Source organism: Pseudomonas sp. GW821-FHT11G12 (genome assembly GCF_058808055.1).
Genome location: NZ_JBXARH010000008.1, coordinates 144,537 through 167,879, shown reverse-complemented (window position 1 = coordinate 167,879; position 23,343 = coordinate 144,537). Strand labels below are relative to the sequence as shown.

General features: G+C 62.3%; 21 protein-coding genes. 13 read left to right on the top strand and 8 right to left on the bottom strand.

Going from position 1 to position 23,343, the window contains the following annotated elements:
* Positions 1 to 3: 3 nt before the first annotated feature.
* The gene (gene hrpB / locus AC1RR7_RS22330; RefSeq protein WP_493158450.1) at positions 4 to 2,523 is read right to left on the bottom strand and encodes an ATP-dependent helicase HrpB; all 2,520 of its coding nucleotides are present in this window, start codon (positions 2,521 to 2,523) and stop codon (positions 4 to 6) included.
* Between the two features lie 361 nt (positions 2,524 to 2,884).
* On the opposite strand from hrpB, the gene AC1RR7_RS22325 reads away from it, so the two are divergent.
* Both AC1RR7_RS22325 and AC1RR7_RS22320 read left to right on the top strand, forming a co-directional pair.
* Positions 2,885 to 3,304 carry a polyribonucleotide nucleotidyltransferase gene (locus tag AC1RR7_RS22325; protein ID WP_169432047.1) on the top strand — a complete coding sequence of 140 codons (420 nt, stop codon included), beginning with the start codon at positions 2,885 to 2,887 and terminating at the stop codon, positions 3,302 to 3,304.
* Between the two features lie 15 nt (positions 3,305 to 3,319).
* Positions 3,320 to 4,216, top strand: a complete 897-nt coding sequence (locus AC1RR7_RS22320) for a cation diffusion facilitator family transporter (RefSeq protein WP_493158449.1) — start codon at positions 3,320 to 3,322, stop codon at positions 4,214 to 4,216.
* Here the strand turns inward: AC1RR7_RS22320 and AC1RR7_RS22315 are convergent.
* On the bottom strand, positions 4,210 to 5,229 hold the full coding sequence (locus AC1RR7_RS22315) for a DUF6515 family protein (RefSeq protein ID WP_493158447.1): 1,020 nt from the start codon (positions 5,227 to 5,229) through the stop codon (positions 4,210 to 4,212). The two genes, AC1RR7_RS22320 and AC1RR7_RS22315, sit on opposite strands and share 7 nt — an antisense overlap.
* A 455-nt stretch (positions 5,230 to 5,684) precedes the next feature.
* Here AC1RR7_RS22315 and AC1RR7_RS22310 point away from each other — a divergent pair, with 455 nt between their 5' ends.
* Together AC1RR7_RS22310 and AC1RR7_RS22305 are read left to right on the top strand one after the other, a co-directional pair.
* Positions 5,685 to 6,164 carry an Lrp/AsnC family transcriptional regulator gene (locus AC1RR7_RS22310; RefSeq protein WP_007909658.1) on the top strand — a complete coding sequence of 160 codons (480 nt, stop codon included), beginning with the start codon at positions 5,685 to 5,687 and terminating at the stop codon, positions 6,162 to 6,164.
* A 106-nt stretch (positions 6,165 to 6,270) separates the two neighbouring features.
* Entirely contained in the window at positions 6,271 to 6,480 is a 210-nt protein-coding gene (locus AC1RR7_RS22305) for a DUF2788 domain-containing protein (protein ID WP_003228500.1), read from the top strand.
* Here the strand turns inward: AC1RR7_RS22305 and AC1RR7_RS22300 are convergent.
* The 4 genes from AC1RR7_RS22300 to AC1RR7_RS22285 all read right to left on the bottom strand — a co-directional run bounded on the left by AC1RR7_RS22300 (position 6,475) and on the right by AC1RR7_RS22285 (position 12,835).
* Positions 6,475 to 7,110, bottom strand: a complete 636-nt coding sequence (locus AC1RR7_RS22300) for a pseudouridine synthase (protein WP_096820804.1) — start codon at positions 7,108 to 7,110, stop codon at positions 6,475 to 6,477. The genes AC1RR7_RS22305 and AC1RR7_RS22300 overlap by 6 nt on opposite strands.
* Positions 7,111 to 7,182: 72 nt before the next feature.
* On the bottom strand, positions 7,183 to 8,682 hold the full coding sequence (amn, locus tag AC1RR7_RS22295) for an AMP nucleosidase (protein WP_493158446.1): 1,500 nt from the start codon (positions 8,680 to 8,682) through the stop codon (positions 7,183 to 7,185).
* A 59-nt stretch (positions 8,683 to 8,741) separates the two neighbouring features.
* Complete coding sequence (locus AC1RR7_RS22290) at positions 8,742 to 10,391, bottom strand: acyl-CoA dehydrogenase family protein (protein ID WP_102620840.1); 1,650 nt, start codon at positions 10,389 to 10,391, stop codon at positions 8,742 to 8,744.
* 95 nt (positions 10,392 to 10,486) lie between these two features.
* Positions 10,487 to 12,835: a 7TM diverse intracellular signaling domain-containing protein gene (locus AC1RR7_RS22285; RefSeq protein ID WP_493158444.1), complete on the bottom strand. Its 2,349-nt coding sequence runs from the start codon at positions 12,833 to 12,835 to the stop codon at positions 10,487 to 10,489.
* 304 nt (positions 12,836 to 13,139) lie between these two features.
* Between AC1RR7_RS22285 and AC1RR7_RS22280 the strand changes: the two genes are divergently transcribed.
* The 4 genes from AC1RR7_RS22280 (at position 13,140) to AC1RR7_RS22265 (ending at position 16,660) form a co-directional block, all read left to right on the top strand.
* A complete protein-coding gene (locus AC1RR7_RS22280; RefSeq protein ID WP_007958699.1) occupies positions 13,140 to 13,937 on the top strand; it encodes a hydroxymethylpyrimidine/phosphomethylpyrimidine kinase in 798 nt (265 codons plus the stop codon).
* Positions 13,938 to 13,955: 18 nt separating this feature from the next.
* Positions 13,956 to 14,579: a thiamine phosphate synthase gene (gene thiE, locus AC1RR7_RS22275; RefSeq protein ID WP_096820800.1), complete on the top strand. Its 624-nt coding sequence runs from the start codon at positions 13,956 to 13,958 to the stop codon at positions 14,577 to 14,579.
* A 17-nt stretch (positions 14,580 to 14,596) separates the two neighbouring features.
* Entirely contained in the window at positions 14,597 to 15,880 is a 1,284-nt protein-coding gene (gene hemL, locus AC1RR7_RS22270) for a glutamate-1-semialdehyde 2,1-aminomutase (protein WP_064599654.1), read from the top strand.
* A 225-nt stretch (positions 15,881 to 16,105) separates the two neighbouring features.
* Positions 16,106 to 16,660: a tetratricopeptide repeat protein gene (locus AC1RR7_RS22265; protein ID WP_096820799.1), complete on the top strand. Its 555-nt coding sequence runs from the start codon at positions 16,106 to 16,108 to the stop codon at positions 16,658 to 16,660.
* Between the two features lie 18 nt (positions 16,661 to 16,678).
* On the opposite strand, the gene AC1RR7_RS22260 is transcribed toward AC1RR7_RS22265, so the two are convergent.
* Positions 16,679 to 17,008 (bottom strand): DUF1820 family protein, encoded by a 330-nt coding sequence (locus tag AC1RR7_RS22260; protein WP_077045543.1) that lies wholly within the window; start codon positions 17,006 to 17,008, stop codon positions 16,679 to 16,681.
* Between the two features lie 134 nt (positions 17,009 to 17,142).
* On the opposite strand from AC1RR7_RS22260, the gene miaB reads away from it, so the two are divergent.
* From miaB to lnt, 5 genes are all read left to right on the top strand, one after another.
* On the top strand, positions 17,143 to 18,471 hold the full coding sequence (miaB, locus tag AC1RR7_RS22255) for a tRNA (N6-isopentenyl adenosine(37)-C2)-methylthiotransferase MiaB (protein WP_493066454.1): 1,329 nt from the start codon (positions 17,143 to 17,145) through the stop codon (positions 18,469 to 18,471).
* A gap of 123 nt (positions 18,472 to 18,594) precedes the next feature.
* A complete protein-coding gene (locus tag AC1RR7_RS22250; protein ID WP_192559071.1) occupies positions 18,595 to 19,599 on the top strand; it encodes a PhoH family protein in 1,005 nt (334 codons plus the stop codon).
* Complete coding sequence (ybeY, locus tag AC1RR7_RS22245; RefSeq protein ID WP_493158442.1) at positions 19,592 to 20,086, top strand: rRNA maturation RNase YbeY; 495 nt, start codon at positions 19,592 to 19,594, stop codon at positions 20,084 to 20,086. The genes AC1RR7_RS22250 and ybeY overlap by 8 nt, the downstream gene beginning before the upstream one ends.
* A 5-nt stretch (positions 20,087 to 20,091) precedes the next feature.
* On the top strand, positions 20,092 to 20,931 hold the full coding sequence (locus tag AC1RR7_RS22240) for a CorC family transporter (protein ID WP_007909641.1): 840 nt from the start codon (positions 20,092 to 20,094) through the stop codon (positions 20,929 to 20,931).
* Positions 20,932 to 20,945: 14 nt separating this feature from the next.
* Positions 20,946 to 22,469 (top strand): apolipoprotein N-acyltransferase, encoded by a 1,524-nt coding sequence (gene lnt, locus AC1RR7_RS22235; RefSeq protein ID WP_493066453.1) that lies wholly within the window; start codon positions 20,946 to 20,948, stop codon positions 22,467 to 22,469.
* A 35-nt stretch (positions 22,470 to 22,504) separates the two neighbouring features.
* On the opposite strand, the gene AC1RR7_RS22230 is transcribed toward lnt, so the two are convergent.
* Positions 22,505 to 23,284, bottom strand: coding sequence for a YdcF family protein (locus tag AC1RR7_RS22230; protein ID WP_096820795.1), 780 nt, complete (start codon positions 23,282 to 23,284; stop codon positions 22,505 to 22,507).
* Positions 23,285 to 23,343 lie beyond the last annotated feature (59 nt).

The following is a 23,343-nucleotide window of genomic DNA, read 5'->3' as shown; positions in this document are numbered from 1 at the left end:
ACCTCACGTACCGCGCGGCTTGGCCCGCGCAGTGGCTTCAGCCACCAGCGGATCATCCGGCCAGTAATGCTTCGGATACCGCCCCTTCAAATCCTTCTTCACTTCCGCATAGGTGCTGCGCCAGAAGTTGGCCAGATCCTGCGTCACCTGCACCGGCCGCCGTGCTGGCGATAGAAGATGCAACTTGACCACTTGCCGCCCGCCGGCAATGCGCGGTGTGTCGGCGAGGCCGAACAACTCCTGCAAACGCACGGCGAGAATCGGTGGCTGCTCGCTGTAGTCGAGGCGAATCGACGAGCCCGACGGCACGCTCAGGTGATTCGGTGCCTGTTCGTCGAGTTGCTGCGGCAGCGGCCATGGCAGCAGATTACGGACGATGTTCGACAGGTCGAGGTTGGCGAAATGGCTGAGCCGCGAGACCTTGCCCAGATAAGGCATCAGCCAGTCTTCGAGGGTTTGCAGCAGCGTGGCGTCGCTGACATCCGGCCATTGGCTGTCGCCCTTGGTGTCCAGATCGAGCTGGCGCAGCAACGCGACTCGCGCCTGCCACTGGCGCAGTTCCGGGGTCCACGGCAGCAGTTCAAGACCCTTGCGCCGTACCAGATTGACCAGCGCCTGACTGCGGGCGTTTTCGTCGAGACCGGTCAGCGGCTCGCGGCTGAGGATCAGTTCGCCGACCTTGCGCTGACGCTCGGCGCGCAGCACGCCTTCGCGTTCGTCCCAGTCCAGTTGATCGACGTTGTGCACCTGCTCGGCCAGCACCGAATCGAACAGCGCCGGATCGAAATCCGCCGCCAGATAAATCCGTTCCTCACGCTGGCCCTGACGGCTGCCGAGGTCGGCGATGACGATCCACGGTTCCTTCATCAGGCTGTCGGCTTCGGCGAACAACGCCGCACGGCCGTTGGCCAGTCGATATTCGGCACCACCGGCACGCCGCTGCTGGGCGACGCGATCCGGGTAGGCCAGCGCCAGCAGCGCACCGAGCCAGCGCGGGTGATCCGGATCGCTGACCGGCTCGCTCGCCTTACCGCGCAGGTAGCCGCGATACTGCCGCGCCAGTTGCCGGGCGCGCTGCACGCCGCCCTGAGCGCCGCGCGCCGCACGTTCTTCGCCGGACAGCAGCACCAGACGACTGTGCAGATCCGCCCCGGCGCCGCGCAAGATATCCCGCTCGCCGAGCAACGCAGCGACGTCGCACGCCATGGTCGCCAGCCCCAACGCCTGACCGCGTAGCAATAAATGCGCGATGCGCGGATGCGCCGGCAGTTCGGCCATGGCCTGACCGTGGCGGTTGAGGCTTTCACCGTCCAGCGCACCGAGGCGCTGCAACAGATCCTGCGCCTGTGCATAAGCGGCTGCGGGCGGCACGTCCAGCCAGATCAGATCACTCGGCGCGACGCCCCAACGCCCGAGTTGCAAAGCGAGACCGGCGAGATCCGCCGAAAGGATTTCCGCACTGCCATAGGCCGCGAGTTGTTCATGCTGATCCTGCGACCACAGGCGATAACACACGCCCGGTTCCAGACGCCCGGCCCGGCCCGCGCGCTGGGTGGCGCTGGCCTTGGAGATGCGTTGGGTGTCGAGGCGAGTCATGCCGCTGCCCGGATCGAAACGCGGCACCCGCGCCAGCCCGGCATCGATCACCACACGCACGCCGTTGATGGTCAGGCTGGTCTCGGCGATGTTGGTGGCCAGCACCACTTTGCGCTGGCCGGCCGGGGGCGGGTCGATGGCGGCACGCTGGGCGTTCAGGTCGAGTTCGCCGTGCAACGGGCAGAGCAAGACGTCACTGCGCTCACCGATGGCATCCGCCAGTTGCTGATGAACACGCCGGATTTCCGCCTGCCCCGGCAGGAACACCAGCAGGCTGCCGGTTTCGTCGTGCAGGGCTTCGAGCACCGTTTGCGTGACGCGTTGATCGATGTATTCGCCGGGCTGGAACGGCCGGCCCCAACGCATCGTCACCGGGAACATCCGGCCCTCGCTGCGCAGGATCGGCGCGTCGTCGAGCAACCCGGCCAGACGCTCGCCTTCGAGGGTGGCGGACATCAGCAGAATCTTCAGCGGTTGTTCAGCTCGAAACAGTTCGCGACCGTTCAGACTGAGGGCCAGCGCCAGATCGGCGTCGAGACTGCGTTCGTGAAATTCGTCAAAGATCAGCAGGCCCACGCCGTCCAGCGCCGGGTCGTCCTGCAAACGCCGGGTGAGAATGCCTTCGGTGACCACTTCGATGCGCGTATTGGGGCCGACCTTGCTGTCGAGACGGATGCGATAACCGACGGTTTCACCGACCTTCTCGCCCAGCTCGCTGGCCAGCCGTTCTGCGGCTGCGCGCGCGGCCAACCGACGGGGTTCGAGCATGAGAATGGTCTGCCCGTTCAACCACGCTTCATCGAGCAGGGTCAAGGGCACGCGGGTGGTTTTACCAGCGCCGGGCGGTGCTTCGAGCACGGCTTCATGGCGTGTCGCCAACGCTTCACGCAGGGCGGGTAAAACTTCATCGATTGGCAACGAATTCATACTGGCTCCCCAGGGCGTGCCCACAGTAAATTGCGAGTCGCGTTAAAGCTGTGAGCGTGCCAGGCAAGGCGCGGGACGCAGGTAAGGGTCGTTTCCTTACCAAGTCCCGCAACGCAGCATGGCGCGCTCACAGCTTTAGCCCGGAGGGCCGAACCCCGGAAGGATTCGGTAGCCATCACGCGATATGGATCTGGAGAAAACAACTTCAATCCTCAACGTATTTCGATAGGGGTGAGACGGGGCCGCAATTTACTGTGGGCATGCCCTGCCGGGCCGAGTATAACGGCGAACTGCTGAGCGTTCGTCAGGGTCTTAACTTCACACGATGACGCTTCGTTAACAGATGACTCAGGAGATTCCCATGCGCTTACCTTTTCGCCTGATCGGCGGTGTACTGGTTGCCACCCTGCTCACTCAGATCACCGCGTGCGGTTCGATTTTCTATCCCGACCGGCGCGGCCAGATCGACGGCAAGATCGACCCGGCGATTGCCGTGCTCGATGCCGTGGGCCTGCTGTTCTACATCATCCCCGGCCTGATCGCGTTTGCCGTGGACTTCACCACCGGCGCGATCTATTTCGAACCGGGCCACACGGCGCAGGTCGATCCGGCCAAGCTCAAGCAAGCCATCGGCCCGGACGGCCAGGTCGATAACCTCAAGTTGCAGGCTATTCTCGAAACAGAACTCGGCCGCAATCTGCCGCTGGACGACCCACGGCTGATCCAGCACAAGGGCAGCACCCAGCAACTGGCGATGTTCGGCCTGCAACCTGCCGCATAAGGAATCAACGCACCCATGACCTCCAGCCCCGAACACGCCCGCCTGCTAAGGCTGGCGACCCGCGCCTCGGTGGCGGTGGCCTGTACGCTGATCATCGCCAAAGCCATCGCCTGGTGGCTGAGCGGTTCGGTGAGCATGCTCGCCGGCCTCACCGATTCGGCCCTCGATGGCGTCACCTCGCTGCTCAATCTGCTGGCGGTGCATTACGCGCTGCGGCCGGCGGATGACGATCACCGTTATGGTCACGGCAAGGCCGAGTCCCTGGCGGGCATGGCACAGGCGCTGTTCATTGGCGGCAGTGCGGTGCTGATCGCGTTTCAGGCTTATGAGCGCTTGAACAATCCGGAGCCGCTCGGCGCGCCTTGGCTGAGCATCGGGGTGATCCTGTTTTCCCTGCTGCTGACGGCGGCGCTGTTGATGCTGCAGCACCGGGTGATCAAGCAGACCGGCTCCAACGCGGTGCGAGCGGACTCGCTGCATTACCGTTCGGACATGTTGCTCAACGGCAGCATTCTGATCGCGCTGGTGTTGGCCGGATTGGGTTTCGCTCAACTGGATGCGTGGTTCGGCCTGGGGATTGCGGCGTACATTCTTTGGAGCGCGATCCAGATCGCCCGGGAAAGTTTTTCGGTGCTGATGGATGAAGAACTGCCGGTGGATGTCAGTCAGCACATGCTCGAACTGGCGTGCGGTGTACCAGGCGTTTTGGGCGCGCATGATCTGCGCACACGAATTTCCGGCAATCACTGGTTCGTGCAGTTGCACTTGGAATTGCCGGGGGATCTGACGCTGTCAGTCGCCCATGGCATCAGCGACCAGGCGGCGGATGCGATTCATGCCGCCTACCCACGGGCCGAAGTGCTGGTGCACGCCGACCCGCAGGAAGTGGTCAAGGCCGCCAGGGCTCAGTAACTGACCTGATAACCGCGACTGCTCAGGCAATTGCCCTGGGCCTGACGGTAAGCCTGCACCACTTCGGGTGCGGGCTGGTAGGTCGCGGTGCGCGGATCGAAACCGCTTTGCTGCACCGCGTACTGATAGCACTGGTAGCCGTCCTGCTGGACCTGCTCCGGCGACTGACCGTTGGCGGGATACGCTTCGACGTCATAGCCGTTGCTCGCCGGTTGCGCAGGTTGCTGCACCGGCGGCTCGACCACAACGTAATCCTGGGTCGCTTCCTGGTAGGCGTAGTACGAGCCTGCCGCCAGGAACAACAGCGAACCGCCGATCCACACTTCACGGGCGTAATCCGGCAGGTACTGGATACGAATACCGCGTGGCGGCTGGACCACGATGTAGCGCGGGCCTTGCGGGCGATACCAGTAGCCGCCGGAGTAGAAGTAATCCTGGCCACGATATGGCACGCGGAAGTCACGATCCGGGAAACGGTCGATCACATGGCCCGGCCGGTATTGCGGGCCGGGGCCCCAGCCGTTGCCATGCCCGTCCGGACGACCCGGCCAGCGGTTGTCGTTGGGACGATTGCCGGTCTGCCAGTTCTGGTGGTAACCATTCTGTGGACGCTCATCGCGGTAATAGCCCTGACGCGGTTCCTGAGTCTGGCGCACGGTGTCGGGGCGTGGCTGGATCGGCAGGCTGTTGGCCGGCAGTTGTGGCGGCGGTGGCGGTTGGCGAACCGGATTGGGATTGTAGGCCGGACGGTTCTGGTCGTGGTTCTGCCACTGGCCGTTGTTGTGCTGCTCGCCGTTGTGCTCGAACTGGCGGCTGTTGTCGCCGCGAATGATTTCGTTGTTCTGCGGGCGCGGCTGATTGTTGCCGCCGTGGCCCTGATTGTTTTCCTGATGTTCCCGCTCGCGTCCGCCATTTTCAGGGCCGCGATTCTGCGGCTCATCGGCCAGCGCTTGCGCGCAGACACTCACACACAGCACACCAACACTGGCCAGACGCCAGATACGCGACTTCATGAAATTCCTCACTGCGGGCTGAACCCTGTAATTAAGAAGGGCTTGTAGCTAAGACCGGGGATGGGCGCACCGGGTTCTGCTACAGGTTATCAGTCACGCCATTTATTTATTGAGCGAGCGAGGCCAAATTGCGGGCAAGAAAAAAGGGAGACCCGTCGGCCTCCCTTTTAGAGAACTTCGTCCTGGCTCGACGCTTTTGACGTCGGCTCACCTCACGCCGTCTTCTGGACAGTGTGCAGCTCGGGGGCCGGCACAACCCCGGTGGGGGTGGCGGCCGCGGCAGGCCGGATAGGGCGGGCCGCGTGGACTGTGTTACCGAGCAGTGATTCTGGTGATAAGAATAGGCCGGAGGCTGCGACAGATGATTGCGAAGATTGCTCAAATAAACATCACTTGCGCAATTTTTAACCCTGGATAGATAATCCGCCGCAATAGTTAGGACAAAGGACCGATTGATGAGCAAACTCGACCGTTACGACCTCAGCATTTTGGCGGAATTGCAGCGCGACGCCCGCATCTCCAACCAGGAACTGGCCGAGCGCATCGGTCTGTCGCCCTCCCCGTGCTCGCGCCGGGTCAAGCAACTGGAGGACGACGGCTACATTTCGCGTCAGGTGGCCCTGCTCGATCGCAAGATGCTCGGCTTGAGCCTGACCGCCTACGTGCTGATCGGCATGGACCGGCACACGCCGGAGCGTTTCGAGAACTTCGAAGCAGCGATCCGCACGTTGCCGCAAGTGCTGGAATGCAGCCTGGTCACCGGGGTGGACGCCGACTATCAGCTGAAAGTGGTGGTGCCGGATATGGATCACTATCAGAAGCTGCTGCTGGGGCACCTGACCCGCATCGAAGGCGTGACCAGCGTGCGCTCGAGCTTTGTGCTCAATCAGGTGCTCAACAGCACCGAACTGCCGCTGACTCACTTGCGTAGCTGAAATCGACGAATGACTGCGGCACACCGACGCAGGTCAATGCTGCGTCGTTCGCCGCTGGCGTATACTCCCGGCCGCCCTTTCAGCCGCACAGCGCCGGAGATGCCCGATGGATCCAGCAGTATTTGAAGAGTGGATGATGACCGGTCTGGTCAGCATCCTGATCATTTTCATGGGTTTCATCGTCTGGGATCTGGCGAAGAAGTCCAAGGCCGGGCGCTTCGGCTCGTTCATTCTGTTCTTCGTGCTGGGCCTCGGCGTGGCCGCGTTCATCATCAAGAGTGTGGTGATCGGCCTGATCGAATCCGGCGCCTTATAAGCGCGCCGGTACTTCTTTCCACTGGCCCTGATCGAGCCCTTCGATCGTCCAGTCACCAATCCTGACCCGCACCAGCCGCAACGTCGGCAGCCCGACCGCCGCCGTCATCCGCCGTACCTGACGGTTGCGGCCTTCGCGAATCACCAGTTCCAGCCAGGTTGTCGGAATCGTTGCACGAAAGCGTACCGGCGGATTGCGCGGCCACAGTTCAGGCTCCTCCAGTTGCCGCGCTTCAGCGGGCAAGGTCATGCCGTCATTCAGTTCGACGCCGTCACGCAGACGCTGCAACTGCTCGGCCGTCGGCACACCTTCGACCTGCACCCAATAGGTTTTCGCAAGCTTGTGCTTGGGGTCGGCGATCCGAGCCTGCAACTGACCGTCGTTGGTCAGCAGCAGCAAACCTTCGCTGTCGCGGTCCAGCCGCCCGGCCGGGTAGATGCCCGGAACGTCGATGTAATCCTTGAGCGTCGCCCGCCCTTCGCCGTCGCTGAATTGCGTCAGCACATCGAACGGTTTGTTGAACAGGATCAGCTTCGGCTCGGCCGGTGGTGCCTTGGCGACACGGCGCGGGGCTGAAGAGGATGGCTTCGCGCCGGGGCGGCGGGAAGGTGGACGTGGGGGACGGGACATGGGCAAAACAACATCTGGCGATCTGGGCTGCTAATGCTAGTGCCCAGACCGCCAAATGACCACGACAAACCGTTAGCGGAACGGCGGCTCGTCGAAGCTGCGCAGTTTGCGCGAGTGCAGCGAGTTGAGTTCGGTGCGCAGCAGGTCCACCGCTTCGATACCGATCTTCAAGTGCTGGCTCACCGCGCGCTCGTAGAACGCGTTGGCCGAACCCGGCAGCTTGATTTCGCTGTGCAGCGGCTTGTCCGACACACACAACAACGTGCCGTACGGCACCCGCAGGCGATAACCCTGGGCGGCGATGGTGCCGCTTTCCATGTCCACGGCCACGGCGCGGGACAGGTTGATCAGCGGTCGTTCCTGGGCCCAGCGCAATTCCCAGTTACGGTCGTCGTAGGTCAGCACGGTGCCGGTGCGCAGGCGTTTCTTCAGGTCGTCGCCCTTCTCGCCGGTGATGTTGGCAGCCGCTTGTTGTAACGCCAATTGCACCTCGGCCAGCGCCGGGATCGGAATGTTCGGCGGCACCACCCGGTCGAGAATCCCGTCGCGACGCATGTAAGCGTGGGCCAATACGTAGTCGCCGATGGTCTGCGACTGACGCAGGCCGCCGCAGTGACCGATCATCAGCCAGCAATGCGGACGCAGCACCGCCAAGTGGTCGGTGATGTTCTTGGCGTTGGACGGGCCGACGCCGATGTTCACCAGGGTCACGCCGTGGCCATCGCTGGCGATCAGGTGATAGGCCGGCATCTGGTAGCGGTGCCAGACCACACCGGCCGCAATGGCCGAGGCTTCGCCGTGGTCCATGCCCTTTTCGATGATCACGTTGCCCGGCAACACCATGCGCACGAAACGCGGGTCGCGGCGCAATTGCTCCAGGCCATGAAGGATGAACTGATCGACATAGCGGTGGTAGTTGGTCAGCAGGATCCAAGGCTGCACGTGGCGCCAGTCGCTGCCGGTGTAGTGCACCAGGCGACGCAGAGAGAAGTCGACGCGGGCCGCATCGAACAGTGCCAGCGGCAGCGGATCGGTGTTTTCCCAGTCGTAGAGACCGTCGGCGATACCGTCGGTGGCAGCAGACAGGTCGGTACTCGGGAATACCCGCGCCAGCACGGCGGCGGTGACGCCGGAGCCAGCCAGTTCATCACCCTGCTCGACCACGTACGGATATGGAATGTTCTGTGCGCTGACCCCGACTTCTACGGTCACCGTGAAGTCGTGCATCAGCGGCACCAGCTGTTCCAGCAGGTATTTGCGAAACGCCGCCGGGTGGGTGACGGTCACGCTGTAGGTGCCCGGCAACTGCACCTTGGCGTAAGCGCGGGTGGTCTGCGGGACTTCGCCCTGGCAGTGGTAGGTCAGACGCAGTTCGGGATAACGGAACAGGGCACGTTGCTCGGCGTTGGGCTCGACGCGATCCTTGAGATAACGCTTGAGCGCCGAGTTCAGCGCCGTGGTGGCCCGCTCATGGAGCTCGGCCAGACGATCCACGGCTTGTTCGGCGGTTTGAACGACAATAAACGCTTCGGTCACGATCAGCTTCCTGTGTTCTGACTTGCAGAGCTTCATCTTGCCTGCATCGTGGCGTCACGGAAACAGTGGCGTAATGGCTTTGTCGCAATCGCCCTTCAGAAACCTTGCGGTGTCGAGCGGGCGACGATGGACTCGACATCCAGCCCACGGGGCAAAGCACCGTAGACCCGGCCGCCACCGCTCAGACGACTGGCGATAAACGCATCGCTGACCGCCGAGTTCCCGGCCTCCAGCAACAGCTTCGCTTGCAGCCCCAGGGCAATGTCTTCGGTCAATTGCCGCGCACGGTACTGAATGTCGCCGGTGTCCTTGAACGACGCCTGCAATTGCTGGATATGCGCGGCCAGCCGTTTGTCGCCATGGCCGTCGCCCAGCTCGTTGAACAGCACATCGAGCACGCCCGGCTCCTTCGACAGTGCACGCAACACATCGAGGCATTGCACGTTGCCGGAGCCTTCCCATGTCGAGTTCACCGGCGCTTCGCGGTACAGCCGCGGCAGAATGCTGTCTTCGACATACCCGGCGCCGCCCATGCATTCGGCGGCTTCATTGATCATGGCCGGCGCGCGTTTGCAGATCCAGTATTTGCCCACCGCCGTCACCAGTCGGGCGAACTGCGCTTCGTGGCGATCGTTCAGATGATCCAGCGCCTTGCCCATGCGCAAGCTCAGGGCCAGCGCGGCTTCGCTTTCCAGCGCCAGATCGGCCAGCACGTTCTGCATAAGCGGTTGTTCGCTGAGCAATTTGCCGCCGACCTTGCGATGGGCGCAGTGATGACTGGCTTGGGTCAGGGCCTGACGCATCAGCGAACTGGAGCCGACCATGCAATCGAAACGGGTCATGGCCACCATCTCGATGATGGTCGGCACACCGCGCCCCTCCTCGCCGACCATCCACGCCAGCGCGCCACGGAACTCCACTTCGCTGGAGGCGTTGGACTGGTTGCCGAGTTTGTTTTTCAGGCGCTGGATATAGAACTGATTGCGCGTATCGTCCGGGCGATGGCGCGGCAGCAGGAAGCAGGTCAGGCCCTTGTCGGTCTGTGCCAGCGTGAGGAACGCATCGCACATTGGTGCAGAACAGAACCACTTGTGCCCCACTAGTTCATAAGCCTGACCCGGGCCGCTGGCGCCGACCGGATAAGCCTTGGTGGTATTGGCGCGCACGTCGGTGCCGCCCTGTTTCTCGGTCATCGCCATGCCGATGGTGACGCCCGCCTTGTGGGCCATGCCGACATTGCGCGGATCGTATTCGGTGGCGAGGATTTTCGGCAGCCACTGTTCGGCCAGATCCGGCTGCAAGCGCAGCGCGGGAACACTGGCGAAAGTCATGGTCAACGGGCAACCGCTGCCGGCCTCGGCCTGACTGTGCAGATAGCTCATGGAGGCACGGGCAACATGGGCGCCGTCCTGTGGATGAGCCCAGGGCAACGACGTCAGACCATGTTCGATGGCGGTGCGCATCAGCTCGTGATACGCCGGATGAAATTCCACCAGATCGACGCGATGACCGTAGCGGTCATGGCTGGCGAACACCGGTTTGTTCTGGTTGGCGAGGAACCCGGCCTCCATCAGCGGCCCGCCGGCCAACGCGCCGTAGGCATCGATCCGCGACTCGGCCCAGCCGGCGCCGAACCGCCGCGACCACTCCTGCAACGGCAGGTCGATGCGGTACAGGTTGGTGCCGTCCAGCGACGGTGGCTGGTTGGTGACTTCGTGGGTTTCGGCGAACTGATGCAGGTTCATGACGGGGCTCCTTGATCGGCCAGAGCTTCAGTTAAGCACCGCCCCCGAACCGATCAAAGTGTCATACCGGCCTAAATGCCGGCGCTTTCACCCTATCAACAACTCAACACGCGCCGTTGCATCGCAACCTGCAAGTCTTCGAATTTCACCGGTTTGCTCAGGTAATCGATCGAGCCGGCGGATGCGCAATGCTCTCGATCCGCCCCCTGCGCGATCACGAACACCGGCAAGTTGGCGCAACCCGGCAGGTCGTGGATCTGGCAGCACAGTGACGCACCATCGAGCGGTGGCAACTGGCAATCGATCAGTACCGCGTCGAACGGCTCGCGCTGCAAACAGTCGAGCGCCGCCGCGCCGTGGTCGGCGGTGCGTACGCGGAAGCCGAGCTTGAGCAACATGCCGCGCATCACCAACTGATTGACGCTGTTGTCGTCCACCAGCAACACGGTGCAGTCCTGCGGTGCGCGCACGGCATCGCGAACGAGCGTCGGCGCCGCTTCAACCGCCGGCAACTCAAACTCGACATCCAGCTGAAAGCGACTGCCGCGCCCCGGCTCGGAACGGTGCGTGAGCTTGCCGCCGAGCAGTTCCACCAGTTGTCGGCAGATCGCCAGACCAACGCCCAGGCCGCCGTATTCGCGGGTCATCGAACCGTCGAGCTGGAAGAATCGCTGATACATCGTCGCCTCGCCCAGATCGGTGAAGCCGATACCGGTGTCGATCACCGCAAAGGACAGTGCCAGACGATTGTCTGTCGACGGTTTGCCGGTAACCCGTAGTGCGAGGCCACCGACGCGGGTGAACTTGATCGCGTTGTCCAGTAGGCATTCCAGGCATTGCGCGAGTTTGGCGCTGTCGCCCTGCAGGCGGTCCGGCAGGGTCGGCAGCACGTCGACCTTGAAGTCCAGCGACTTGCTCGACGCATTGCCGTCGAACTGCACACGCAGCGCCTCAACCACGGCGCGCAGGCTGAAACTGCCCGGCGTCGCCTTGAGCTTGCCGGCCTGCAGTTCGGTCAGGGTCAGGATGCCGTTGACCATGCGCATCATGTCCCGCGCCGAACCGGCGGCGGTCTGCTGGTATTGCTCCAGCTCCGGGTCCAGTTCGACGGTCTGCATCAACTCGAGTGAACCGATCACACCGTTCATCGGCGTGCGCAGTTCGTGGGTCAGGGTCGCGAGGAATTCGTCCTTGAGCTTGTTGCTATGGGCCAGTTGCTGGTTGAGTACTTCCAGCTTCTGGCCGGCGTCGAACAGGGTCTGTGCCTGTTGTTCGCGCATCGCGTTGATGCGGTCGGCCAGCGCCAGCGACAGCAACGCCACCTCAATGGCCGAGCCGATCTGGCTGGCGTACATGGTCAGGAACACGTTCGGCAGCAAACCCAGCACCATCATCGTGTTGACGATCCCGCCGAGCAGAAACGCTGACCAGGCGATGATGAAGTAGCGCGCCACTCGCAGGCCGCGCCACCAGGCGAGGATCCCGGCGGCGAAGATCACCACGGTAAAGGTCAGCGCCAGGGTCGTCGCCAGACGCAGGGCCAGGGCATAACTGGTCATCAGCGACAGACCGATCACCAGTGCGCCGAAGGCAATCAGGGCGATCAACAAACGGTCGAGCCAGCGGCTGTGGTTCTTGGTCTGCAGGAAACTGCGGGCGAACTGGCTGCCGAACAGCCCCGCGCAACCGATGAAGAACGGCGTCGCAGCGTTGGCCCACCAGGGGTTGTCCGGCCAGAAATACTCGACCGCCGCGCCATTGACCGACAGCTGATACAGGCCGAACGAGCCGATATAGAAGATGTAATAGAGGTAACTGGTGTCGCGCACGCTGAGGTAGATGAACAGGTTGTAGACCAGCATCCCCAGCAGCACGCCATAAATCAGGCCCAGCACGTACAGGCGCACCGGCTGATCTTCGAGGTACGCGGTGCTCGACCACAACGTCACCGGCGCCTGGATCGAGCCTTCGCTGGACAGTCGCAAATAGACGGTCTGTTGCTGGTCCGGCCGGAACGCGAGGTTGAACAGGTAGTTGTTCTGCCGGATCTCGCGACTGGCGAACGGCAGCGCGTCCCCGGTCTGGCGCACCAGACGATAGTCACCGGCGGCATCGGGCAGATAAAGGTCGAGATGGTCGAGTGGCGGATAGGCCAGCTCCAGCAGCCAGGTACGCTGCGCCGCCGGATTGCTCGGGCGGTAATGCAGGTCGATTTTCAGCCAGAACGCCGAACGCGAGTAACCGGCATTGAGCGTGGCTTTATCGTGGGCCTTGAATTGTCCGGCAGCGGCCTGCGCGCGGACGTCGGCAATGCTCGCCTGACCGCTCGGGTCTTCGAACACTTGCAGGGATCGACCCAGCGGGAGGCTCTGGGTGAACTCGTCGAACTCGACGGCGTTTGCCAGGAGGGGCAAACAGAACAGCAACATCAACAAATAGCGCATTGAAGCCCCAGCGTGGCTTGTCCGGTTGTGTCAGGAAGCCCCCCATTCCCTTTGAGATGACGTAAAACCGGTATTACCTGTTATTGGTTTGGATCCACTCTAGCATAGCCGTTGATGGCCATTGAGCACCATGGAAATTTTTCCGACAAAGGCTCTAGAACGGGCGTTTCAGAGCAAAACACCGAGCTAGAGCTGTTGACTCGGTCAGATTGTGAGAACCCGTGTGGATCCGGATACCGAGGTTATCGGCCGAACGCTGTGCCACAACACCCGAAAAACAGGTTTGGTGGTAAGCTCGCGCACCATGAATATCTACAGCTCCCGCCCCGTTGTCCTCTGTCTCTCCGGCCACGACCCCAGTGGTGGCGCCGGCTTGCAGGCAGATATCGAAGCCCTGCTCGCTCAGGGTTGCCATGCGGCTCCGGCCGTCACCGCCCTGACCGTGCAAGACACCGTCAACGTCACTGACTTTCGCGTCCTCGACCGTGAGTGGGTACTGGCCCAGGCCAATGCCGTGCTCAACGATTCCGAAGTCGCGGCAGTGAAACTGGGCATGCTCGGTTCCCTGGAAATGGTCGACACCGTTGTCGAACTGCTCCAGGCGCACCCGCACCTGCCAGTGGTCTGCGACCCGGTGCTGCGCGCCGGCGGCGGCGGACGCCTGGGCAAGGACGAGGTCGGCTACGCCATGCGCGAACGCCTGCTGCCGCTGTCGATCATCGCCACCCCCAACCTTCCCGAAGCCCGGATCCTCGCCGAACTGCCAGAAGGCACTGCGGACGAGTGCGCTGAAAAACTGTTGCCGTACATCAAGAACCTGCTGATCACCGGCGGTCACGGCGACGAAACCGAAATCCACAATCGCCTGTACAGCCGCGACGGCCTGCGCGAAACCTTCAAGTGCCAGCGCCTGCCCGGCAGCTATCACGGTTCCGGCTGCACGTTGGCCAGTACCCTCGCCGGTCGACTGGCACTGGGCGAAAACCTTGCCAGCGCCGTGCGTACCGCGCTGGATTACACTTGGCGCACCCTGCGCGATGCCGAACAACTGGGCAAAGGCCAGTTCGTGCCGCGTCGTCTGCCGCTGGATTTCTGCTCGTAACGTCGTGAGGTCTGCCTGATGAAACTACGTGGCCTGTACGCCATTACCGACGGTCCGTTGCTGGCCGGCAAGTTCCTGCCGTACGTGGAGGCGGCGCTGGAAGGCGGCGTCACCCTCCTGCAATACCGCGACAAGAGCAGCGACGAAGCCCGGCGCTTGCGTGAGGCCGAAGCCCTGCGCGATCTGTGCGAACGCTACAAGACCCAGTTGATCATCAACGATGACGCCGAACTGGCCGCACGCCTGAACGTCGGCGTGCACCTGGGCCAGACCGATGGTCCGTTGTCACCGACCCGCGCCCTGCTCGGCTCCAAGGCAATCATCGGTTCGACCTGCCACGCGCAGCTTGAACTGGCCGAACAGGCCGCCAAAGAAGGCGCGAGTTACGTCGCCTTCGGCCGCTTCTTCAACTCCAACACCAAACCCGGTGCGCCGACCTGCAGCCTCGATCTGCTCGATCAGGCCCGCCAGACGCTGCACCTGCCGATCTGCGCGATTGGCGGCATCACCCTCGACAACGCCGCGCCGCTGGTGGCCCACGGTGTCGATCTGCTGGCCGTGGTCCATGGCCTGTTCGGCGCTGACAGCACAGCCGAAGTGACCCGCCGCGCCCGTGCATTCAACGAATTGTTCAAATCCTGATTTTTGAGAGCCCGATCATGTCTCGTTCCGAAACCCTGTTTGCCAACGCCCAGAAACACATTCCCGGTGGCGTGAACTCGCCGGTTCGCGCGTTCAAGAGCGTCGGCGGCACGCCGCTGTTCTTCAAGCACGCCGAAGGCGCCTACGTCACCGACGAAGACGACAAGCGTTATGTGGATTACGTCGGCTCCTGGGGCCCGATGATCCTCGGCCACAGCCACCCGGACGTGCTGGACGCTGTGCGTAACCAGTTGCAGCACGGCCTGTCCTACGGCGCGCCGACCGCGATGGAAACCGAGATGGCCGACCTGGTCTGCTCGCTGGTGCCGTCGATGGAGATGGTGCGCATGGTCAGCTCCGGCACCGAAGCGACCATGAGCGCGATCCGTCTGGCCCGTGGTTTCACCGGCCGCGACAGCATCATCAAGTTCGAAGGCTGCTATCACGGTCACTCCGACAGCCTGCTGGTCAAGGCCGGTTCCGGCGCACTGACCCAAGGCGTGCCAAGCTCGGCCGGCGTACCGGCAGCGTTCGCCAAACACACCCTGACCCTGCCGTTCAACGACATCGACGCCGTTGAAAAAATGCTCGCCGAAGTCGGCCAGGACGTCGCGTGCATCATCGTCGAGCCAGTGGCCGGCAACATGAACTGCGTGCCGCCGGCGCCGGGTTTTCTCGAAGGCCTGCGCAGCCTGTGCGACAAGCACGGCGTGGTACTGATTTTCGACGAAGTGATGACCGGTTTCCGCGTGGCCCTCGGCGGCGCCCAGGCTTACTACGGTGTGACCCCGGACCTGACCACCTTCGGCAAGATCATCGGTGGCGGCATGCCGGTCGGCTGCTTCGGCGGCAAGCGTTCGATCATGGAGCGCATCGCGCCGCTGGGCCCGGTCTATCAGGCGGGCACCTTGTCGGGTAACCCGCTGGCGATGGCCGCCGGCCTGACCACCCTGCGCCTGATCAGCCGTCCAGGCTTCCACGCCGAACTGACCGATTACACCACTCGCCTGCTCGACGGCCTGCAACAGCGCGCTGACGCGGCGGGCATTCCGTTCGTGACCACTCAGGCTGGCGGCATGTTCGGTCTGTACTTCAGCGGCGCTGACGACATTGTTACTTTCGAAGACGTGATGGCCAGCGATGCAGCGCTGTTCGGTCGATTCTTCCACCTGATGCTGGAAGGTGGCGTGTACCTGGCACCGAGCGCGTTCGAAGCCGGTTTCACCTCGATCGCCCACGGCGAAGCCGAGCTGAAACTGACCCTCGACGCTGCCGAGCGCGCGTTCGCCAAACTGAAGTAATGGCTTGATCGCTGACGTTGGCCATTGCCAGCGTCAGCTTTCACCTACATTCCAGCGCTTTCTCCGACGCTTCTGCCAAAAATATCCCGCAAACCGGGTGATATATTCCCCACACAGCAGAAAATCGAGTAAAGACTTTGTAAGGTTGGCCCTGCTTATTTCATAATGCGCGCTTATTGGATCCCTCGATGGGTCCGCGCGCCCTTCAGAGGTAAGTCGATTCTCATGAACCGCACCGGCCGCACCCTTGCCTTGGGCTGCCTGTTGCTCCTTCAGCCACTGCTCGCACATGCACAAGCAGGCGGCAACTCGTTGTTGATCCCGGCGATGGGTCGTTGCACCCTCAATACTCAGCCGCAAGATGTCACGCAGGCCCTCGCCGCCTGCCAAAAGGCATCGGATGAGGGGGATGCGCAAGCGCAATACGAGTTGGGTGAGTTCTACTACGACGGCAAGAATGCGCCGCGCGACCTCAATCAAGCCCTGAGCTATTTCGAAAAGGCCTCGCTGCAAGGCCACGCCCAGGCGCAATTCAAGCTCGGCACCATGTTCTTCCACGGTGAAGGCGTGCAGGCCAACAACATTCAGGCGTACATCGTGCTGAAGATGGCCGCGGTCAACGGCGCAGAAGATGCCCTGGACACCGCCGACGAAGTCGCCGAGAAAATGCCCCGCGAAGACCTGGAAACCGCCACCCAGGTGCTCGGGCAAATTTTCCGTAAATACCTGATGGAACTGCAGAGCGCTGACGGCCGTACGCCGTTCTCGCCGCTTCCGTAGTCCCTTCTCCCGCCCCGCCTACTTCTCGGGCATCGGCACCGGAAACGGCATCACATTGCCGACCGCACCGCGAGCTTCGCTGATTTTCGGCGTACCGAGACGTTCCACTTCGTCGATGCGCACGATCGAATGCATCGGCACAAAGCTGCGCACCACGCCTTCGAACTGTGCCTTGAGCTTCTCTTCACTCGGATCAACGACGACCTGGGTGCGCTCGCCAAAGACGAACTCTTCCACTTCCAGGAAGCCCCACAGATCACTTTGATAGATCTGCTTGGCGTACATTTCGAACACCTGGCCCTGGTTGAGGAATATCACCTTGTAGATTGGAGCTTCGCGTTTGGTCATGGCGGGCGGACAACACATCGGGGTAAAAATGAGGGCGCGAACTATAGCATAGCCGCCGGACGCGCAACGGTAGGAACCTGGGGACATGTTCCCTATAATGCGCGGTTCTTTGAACCACGTGACGACCCTATTCCATGGCCAAGAAGCTTTACATCGAAACCCACGGTTGCCAGATGAACGAGTACGACAGCTCGCGCATGGTCGATCTGCTGGGCGAACACCAGGCCCTGGAAGTCACGGCGCGGGCGGAAGACGCCGACGTGATTCTGCTCAACACCTGCTCGATCCGCGAACGCGCCCAGGACCGGGTGTACTCCCAGCTCGGTCGCTGGCGCGAACTGAAACTGGCCAACCCGGACATGGTGATCGCCGTCGGCGGTTGCGTGGCCAGCCAGGAAGGCGCGGCGATCCGTGATCGCGCCCCGTACGTCGACGTGGTCTTCGGCCCGCAGACCCTGCACCGTCTGCCGGAAATGATCGACGCCGCGCGCATCAGCAAGCTGCCGCAAGTGGACGTCTCGTTCCCGGAAATCGAAAAGTTCGACCACCTGCCCGAGCCGCGCATCGACGGCCCGAGCGCCTACGTGTCGGTGATGGAAGGCTGCAGCAAGTACTGCACGTTCTGCGTGGTGCCTTACACCCGCGGCGAAGAAGTCAGCCGGCCATTCGACGACGTGATCGCCGAAATCATTCACCTGGCCGAAAACGGCGTGCGTGAAGTGACCTTGCTGGGGCAGAACGTCAACGGTTATCGTGGCGCGACCCACGACGGGCGCCTGGCGGATCTGGCGGAACTGATCCGTGTTGTCGCCGCTGTCGACGGCATCGACCGCATCCGCTACACCACCTCGCACCCGCTGGAATTCTCCGACAGCCTGATCCAGGCCCACGCCGACGTGCCGGAACTGGTCAAGCATCTGCACTTGCCGGTGCAGTCCGGTTCGGACCGGATCCTGGCGGCGATGAAGCGCAACCACACAGCGCTGGAGTACAAGTCCAAGCTGCGCAAACTGCGCGCTGCCGTACCGGGCATCTGCATCAGCTCGGACTTCATCGTCGGCTTCCCGGGCGAAACCGAGAAAGATTTCGAACAGACCATGAAGCTGATTGCCGACGTCGGTTTCGACTTTTCCTACTCCTTCGTCTACAGCCAGCGCCCGGGTACCCCGGCTGCCGACCTGGCCGACGACACCCCGGAAGAGCTGAAGAAAGAACGCCTGAACGCCTTGCAGCACCGTTTGAACCAGCAAGGTTTCGAGATCAGCCGACAAATGGTCGGTTCGATCCAGCGGATTCTGGTGACCGACTATTCGAAGAAAGACCCGGGCGAGCTGCAAGGGCGCACCGAGAATAATCGTATCGTCAACTTCCGCTGCGATAATCCGACCCTGATCGGCCAGTTCGCCGACGTGCACATCGATGCGGCACAACCGCACTCGCTGCGCGGCTCGCTGATCCAGTAACACCGCAAGGAGACCCCGCCAGACGGCTGAATCGGTGCCAGGCTTTTTAAGAGCTTTCGCACCCAGGCCACTGGCGTTATCCTTGATTTCATCCTAATTGCCCCAGGGCGGCTAAATACGACCTTGAACGCACCCATAGAACCTCATCGTTTTATCCTCGAGCCTTTTGAGGCTCGCCGCTTCGCCAATCTGTGCGGGCAGTTCGACGAGCACCTGCGCCTGATCGAACAGCGCCTGGCCATCGAGATCCGCAACCGTGGCAATCAGTTCGAACTGATCGGCGAACCCAAGCTCACCACTTCTGCGGAAAACCTGATTCGCCGCCTGTACCGGGAAACCAAGGGTTCAGAGCTGTCGCCGGATACGGTTCACCTGTTCCTTCAGGAATCGTCCGTCGTCGAGCTGGACAACCACGCCCCCGCCGAAGCCTCCGTCGCCCTGCGCACCAAGAAAGGCATGATTCGCCCTCGCGGCTTGAATCAGCTGCGCTATGTGAAGGAAATCCTCGGCAACGACATCAACTTCGGCATCGGCCCGGCCGGTACCGGCAAGACCTACCTGGCCGTAGCCTGCGCCGTGGATGCCCTGGAACGCGAGCAGATCCGCCGCATCCTGCTGGTGCGTCCGGCGGTCGAAGCGGGTGAAAAACTCGGTTTCCTGCCCGGCGACCTGTCGCAAAAAATCGACCCGTACCTGCGCCCGCTCTACGACGCGCTCTACGAGATGCTCGGCTTTGAATACGTGGCCAAGCTGATCGAGCGTCAGGTGATCGAAGTCGCACCGCTGGCCTACATGCGCGGTCGCACGCTGAACAACAGCTTCATCATTCTCGATGAGAGCCAGAACACCACGGTCGAGCAGATGAAGATGTTCCTGACCCGGATCGGTTTCGGTTCCACGGCGGTGATCACCGGTGACATCACTCAGGTCGACCTGCCGCGCGGCACCAAATCCGGACTTCATCACGTCATCGAAGTCCTGAAGGATGTGCCGGGTATCAGCTTCACCCACTTCATGCCCAAAGACGTCGTGCGCCATCCGCTGGTGCAACGCATTGTCGAAGCCTACGAGCGCTTCGAGAATCGCGTGGCCGATGAAACACCGAAGGACAATCGCCACGATGCTTGAGCTTGACCTGCAAATCGCGACCGAAGCGTCTGCGCCGACCGAAGCCGAATTCCGCCAATGGTGCGAACTGGCCCTGCGCCAGCGCACCGCCGATTCGGAAATGACCATTCGTCTGGTCGACGAAGAAGAAGGCCGCGAACTGAATCACACCTGGCGCCACAAGGATTACGCGACCAACGTCCTGTCCTTTCCCGCCGAAGTGCCCGACGAGTTTCTCGACATTCCATTGCTGGGCGATCTGGTGATCTGCGTGGCCGTGGTTGAGCGTGAAGCCGCCGAACAGGGCAAGGCACTCAACGCCCACTGGGCACATCTGGTCATTCACGGCTGCTTGCATCTGCTTGGTTACGACCATATAGATGACGAGGAAGCCGAGGAAATGGAAGCACTGGAACGCGAGTTGCTTGCCGAACTGGGTTATCCCGATCCGTACGCGGACGACGAAACCGAAACACCCCCTATCGTTACAACAAAGGATTCAGAGTAATCGCTATGAGCGAAGATCGATCGAGCAACGGGCAGAAGTCCTGGCTGGGTAAACTGACCCAGGCTTTTGCCCACGAGCCGAAGAACCGCCAGGAGCTGCTGGAGCTGCTGCGCGATGCACATCAGAACAAACTGCTGGACAGCGAAGCGCTGGCCATCGTCGAAGGCGCCATTCAGGTGGCTGACCTGCAAGTACGCGACATCATGGTGCCGCGCTCGCAGATGATCAGCATCAAGGCGACCCAGACACCCCGCGAATTCCTCCCTGCCGTGGTCGACTCGGCCCACTCGCGCTACCCGGTCATCGGCGAAAGCCATGACGACGTGATGGGCGTGCTGCTGGCCAAGGATCTGCTGCCGCTGATCCTCAAAGAGAACGGCGACAGCTTCAACATCAAGGACCTGCTGCGCCCGGCCACGTTCGTGCCGGAGTCCAAGCGTCTGAACGTGTTGCTGCGTGAATTCCGCGCCAACCACAACCACATGGCCATCGTGATCGACGAATACGGCGGTGTGGCGGGTCTGGTGACCATCGAAGACGTGCTTGAGCAGATCGTCGGCGACATCGAAGACGAGCACGACGTCGAAGAAGACAGCTACATCAAGCCGCTGCCCAGCGGTGATTTCCTGATCAAGGCCCTGACGCCGATCGAGAACTTCAACGAGTTCTTCGACAGCGAATTCTCCGACGACGAGTTCGATACCGTCGGCGGGCTAGTGATGAGCGCGTTCGGACACTTGCCAAAACGTAATGAAATCACTGAAATCGGCGCCTATCGTTTCCGCATCCTGAACGCCGACAGCCGTCGGATTCATTTGCTGCGACTCACGCCAATCGCCCGGTAAATTTAAGGACTGAAATGCGCTGGACAACCCGCCCCGGCTGGCCCGGTAACCTGCTGGCCGTGGCGGCCGGTGCAATCACCACCTTCGCTCTGGCACCGTTCGATCTCTGGCCGCTGGCCTTGCTGGCGGTCGGCCTGTTCTACGCAGGCCTGCGCGAGCTGAGCCCGCGCCAGGCACTGGGCCGTGGATGGTGCTTCGGTTTCGGCCTGTTCGGCGCCGGCACCAGCTGGATCTACTACAGCATCCACCACTTCGGCGGCGCGTCGGTGCTGCTGGCCGGGTTCCTGATGCTAATTTTCACGGCGGCCATTGCCTGGTTCTTCGCCCTGCCGGCCTGGCTCTGGGCGCGCTGGCTGCGTCGCAACGAGGCGCCGCTGGCCGATGCCCTGGCCTTCGCTGCGCTGTGGGTTGGGCAGGAAGCGTTTCGTGGCTGGTTCCTTACCGGTTTCCCGTGGTTGTACTCCGGTTATAGCCAGCTCGATGGCCCGCTGGCCGGGCTCGCGCCAGTGGGCGGCATGTGGCTGGTGTCTTTTGTCCTGGCGCTGACCGCCGCCCTGATCTACAACGCACCACGCCTGCTGCAGACCGGTCGCAAGGGTTTTATCGCCGCGGGCCTGGTATTGCTGGTCGGGCCGTGGGTGGCGGGTATCGCGCTGAAGGGCCATGCCTGGACCAGCCCGGCTGGCGCACCACTGAGTGTTGCTGCGATTCAGGGCAACGTCGCGCAAAGCATGAAATGGGACCCGGCCGAGCTCAACGCACAACTGGCGCTGTACCGCGACCTGAGCTTCCGTTCGAAACCCGTGGACCTGCTGATCTGGCCGGAAACCGCCGTACCGGTACTCAAGGAGTCCGCCGAGGGCTACCTGAACATGATGGGCAACTTCGCCGCCGAGCGTAAATCGGCGCTGATCACCGGTGTGCCGATCCGCCAGACAGTGCGTCACGAGAAGCGCTTCTTCAACGGCATCACCGTGGTCGGCGAAGGCGACGGCACCTATCTGAAACAAAAACTGGTGCCGTTCGGCGAATACGTACCGCTGCAGGACATCCTGCGTGGGCTGATCGCGTTCTTCGACTTGCCGATGTCCGATTTTGCCCGTGGTCCTGCCGATCAGGCGCTGTTGCAGGCCAAGGGTTATCAGATTGCACCGTTCATCTGCTACGAAGTGGTGTACCCGGAATTCGCCGCCAGTCTGGCGGCACGCAGCGACCTGCTGCTGACCATCAGCAACGACACCTGGTTCGGCACCTCGATTGGCCCGCTGCAACACTTGCAGATGGCGCAGATGCGCGCCCTTGAAGCCGGGCGCTGGATGATTCGTGCCACCAACAACGGCGTGACCGGCTTGATCAACCCGTTCGGGCAGATCACCGAGCGCATTCCGCAGTTCGAACAAGGCGTGCTCTACGGCGAAGTCGTGCCGATGCATAACCTGACGCCTTACCTGCAATGGCGTTCGTGGCCGTTGATCATCCTGTGCGTGGTGCTGTTTGGCTGGGCGCTGATGACCAACCGGATGTCCAAGACTCTGTGAAAACCCGATCACTCCCGCGTTCTGCGCGGGAGTGATCAATCGGCGCTGTCTTCCCCTCGGTAGAACAACGAGTAGCCGATCTGCCCCACCGCCTCGTTCAACAACTGCCCGCTTTGCCAGATCGACTTGAACTCGGGCATCCAGCCGCCAAACGGCCGGGCATTGTCAGTGCCGAGGAAACCGACCGGCGCCGGCACCACTTCGAATCCAGCCTGTTGATAACTCCACACCGCTCGCGGCATGTGCCAGGCCTGGGTCACCAGCACGACACGCTTGACGCCCTCAGGCAACAGCATCTTGGCGCTGAAGGCGGCGTTCTCCCATGTGGTGCGGCTCTCCCCTTCCTGCCAACGCACCGTCACACCGAAATCATCGCGTAGCGAATCGGCCATCAGTCTGGCTTCGCTCGGCGGCGTACCGTAATGCAGACCACCGCTGGTCAGAATCGGTAACCCTGAGGCCTTGGCCAACCGCGCCGCATAACGCTGCCGTTCGAGCCCGATACCGGTCGGCTGATCCTCGCCCCAAGCCAGATCACCGCGCTCGCGACCGGAGCCCAGCACCACGATGGCATCGGCGCGTTGCGCAAGGCTTGTCCAGTCTTCCCGGGCCAGCGGCGGCTCGCGCTCCAGGGCCTTGGCCCCCCATTGCACGACCACCGGCAGACTCATCAGCAGGAAACCGCCAAAACCCAGGGCAAAGCACAGCCCGGCCAGTCGCGGCCGCGAGCGACGCAGCCACCAGGCGACGAGCAACAGCAGCAAGAGAAGGCCGGGCGGCAATAGAAGTTGTTTAATGAAATAACGAAAAGGCATCGAGCATCTCCAGAGATGCCCGAAGCCTAAGTGGGTTAGTACAGCGCGACAACCAGTAG

Coding starts and splice junctions, on each gene's coding strand:
- AC1RR7_RS22305 (WP_003228500.1), top strand. CDS start 6,271: ATGGATCCAGCAGTATTTGAAGAGTGGATGATGACCGGTCTGGTCAGC.
- AC1RR7_RS22265 (WP_096820799.1), top strand. CDS start 16,106: ATGAACCGCACCGGCCGCACCCTTGCCTTGGGCTGCCTGTTGCTCCTT.
- AC1RR7_RS22280 (WP_007958699.1), top strand. CDS start 13,140: ATGAATATCTACAGCTCCCGCCCCGTTGTCCTCTGTCTCTCCGGCCAC.
- AC1RR7_RS22310 (WP_007909658.1), top strand. CDS start 5,685: ATGAGCAAACTCGACCGTTACGACCTCAGCATTTTGGCGGAATTGCAG.
- AC1RR7_RS22325 (WP_169432047.1), top strand. CDS start 2,885: ATGCGCTTACCTTTTCGCCTGATCGGCGGTGTACTGGTTGCCACCCTG.
- hemL (WP_064599654.1), top strand. CDS start 14,597: ATGTCTCGTTCCGAAACCCTGTTTGCCAACGCCCAGAAACACATTCCC.
- thiE (WP_096820800.1), top strand. CDS start 13,956: ATGAAACTACGTGGCCTGTACGCCATTACCGACGGTCCGTTGCTGGCC.
- AC1RR7_RS22285 (WP_493158444.1), bottom strand. CDS start 12,835: ATGCGCTATTTGTTGATGTTGCTGTTCTGTTTGCCCCTCCTGGCAAAC.
- lnt (WP_493066453.1), top strand. CDS start 20,946: ATGCGCTGGACAACCCGCCCCGGCTGGCCCGGTAACCTGCTGGCCGTG.
- AC1RR7_RS22300 (WP_096820804.1), bottom strand. CDS start 7,110: ATGTCCCGTCCCCCACGTCCACCTTCCCGCCGCCCCGGCGCGAAGCCA.
- ybeY (WP_493158442.1), top strand. CDS start 19,592: ATGCTTGAGCTTGACCTGCAAATCGCGACCGAAGCGTCTGCGCCGACC.
- AC1RR7_RS22320 (WP_493158449.1), top strand. CDS start 3,320: ATGACCTCCAGCCCCGAACACGCCCGCCTGCTAAGGCTGGCGACCCGC.
- AC1RR7_RS22230 (WP_096820795.1), bottom strand. CDS start 23,284: ATGCCTTTTCGTTATTTCATTAAACAACTTCTATTGCCGCCCGGCCTT.
- AC1RR7_RS22260 (WP_077045543.1), bottom strand. CDS start 17,008: ATGACCAAACGCGAAGCTCCAATCTACAAGGTGATATTCCTCAACCAG.
- hrpB (WP_493158450.1), bottom strand. CDS start 2,523: ATGAATTCGTTGCCAATCGATGAAGTTTTACCCGCCCTGCGTGAAGCG.
- miaB (WP_493066454.1), top strand. CDS start 17,143: ATGGCCAAGAAGCTTTACATCGAAACCCACGGTTGCCAGATGAACGAG.
- amn (WP_493158446.1), bottom strand. CDS start 8,682: ATGAAGCTCTGCAAGTCAGAACACAGGAAGCTGATCGTGACCGAAGCG.
- AC1RR7_RS22240 (WP_007909641.1), top strand. CDS start 20,092: ATGAGCGAAGATCGATCGAGCAACGGGCAGAAGTCCTGGCTGGGTAAA.
- AC1RR7_RS22290 (WP_102620840.1), bottom strand. CDS start 10,391: ATGAACCTGCATCAGTTCGCCGAAACCCACGAAGTCACCAACCAGCCA.
- AC1RR7_RS22315 (WP_493158447.1), bottom strand. CDS start 5,229: ATGAAGTCGCGTATCTGGCGTCTGGCCAGTGTTGGTGTGCTGTGTGTG.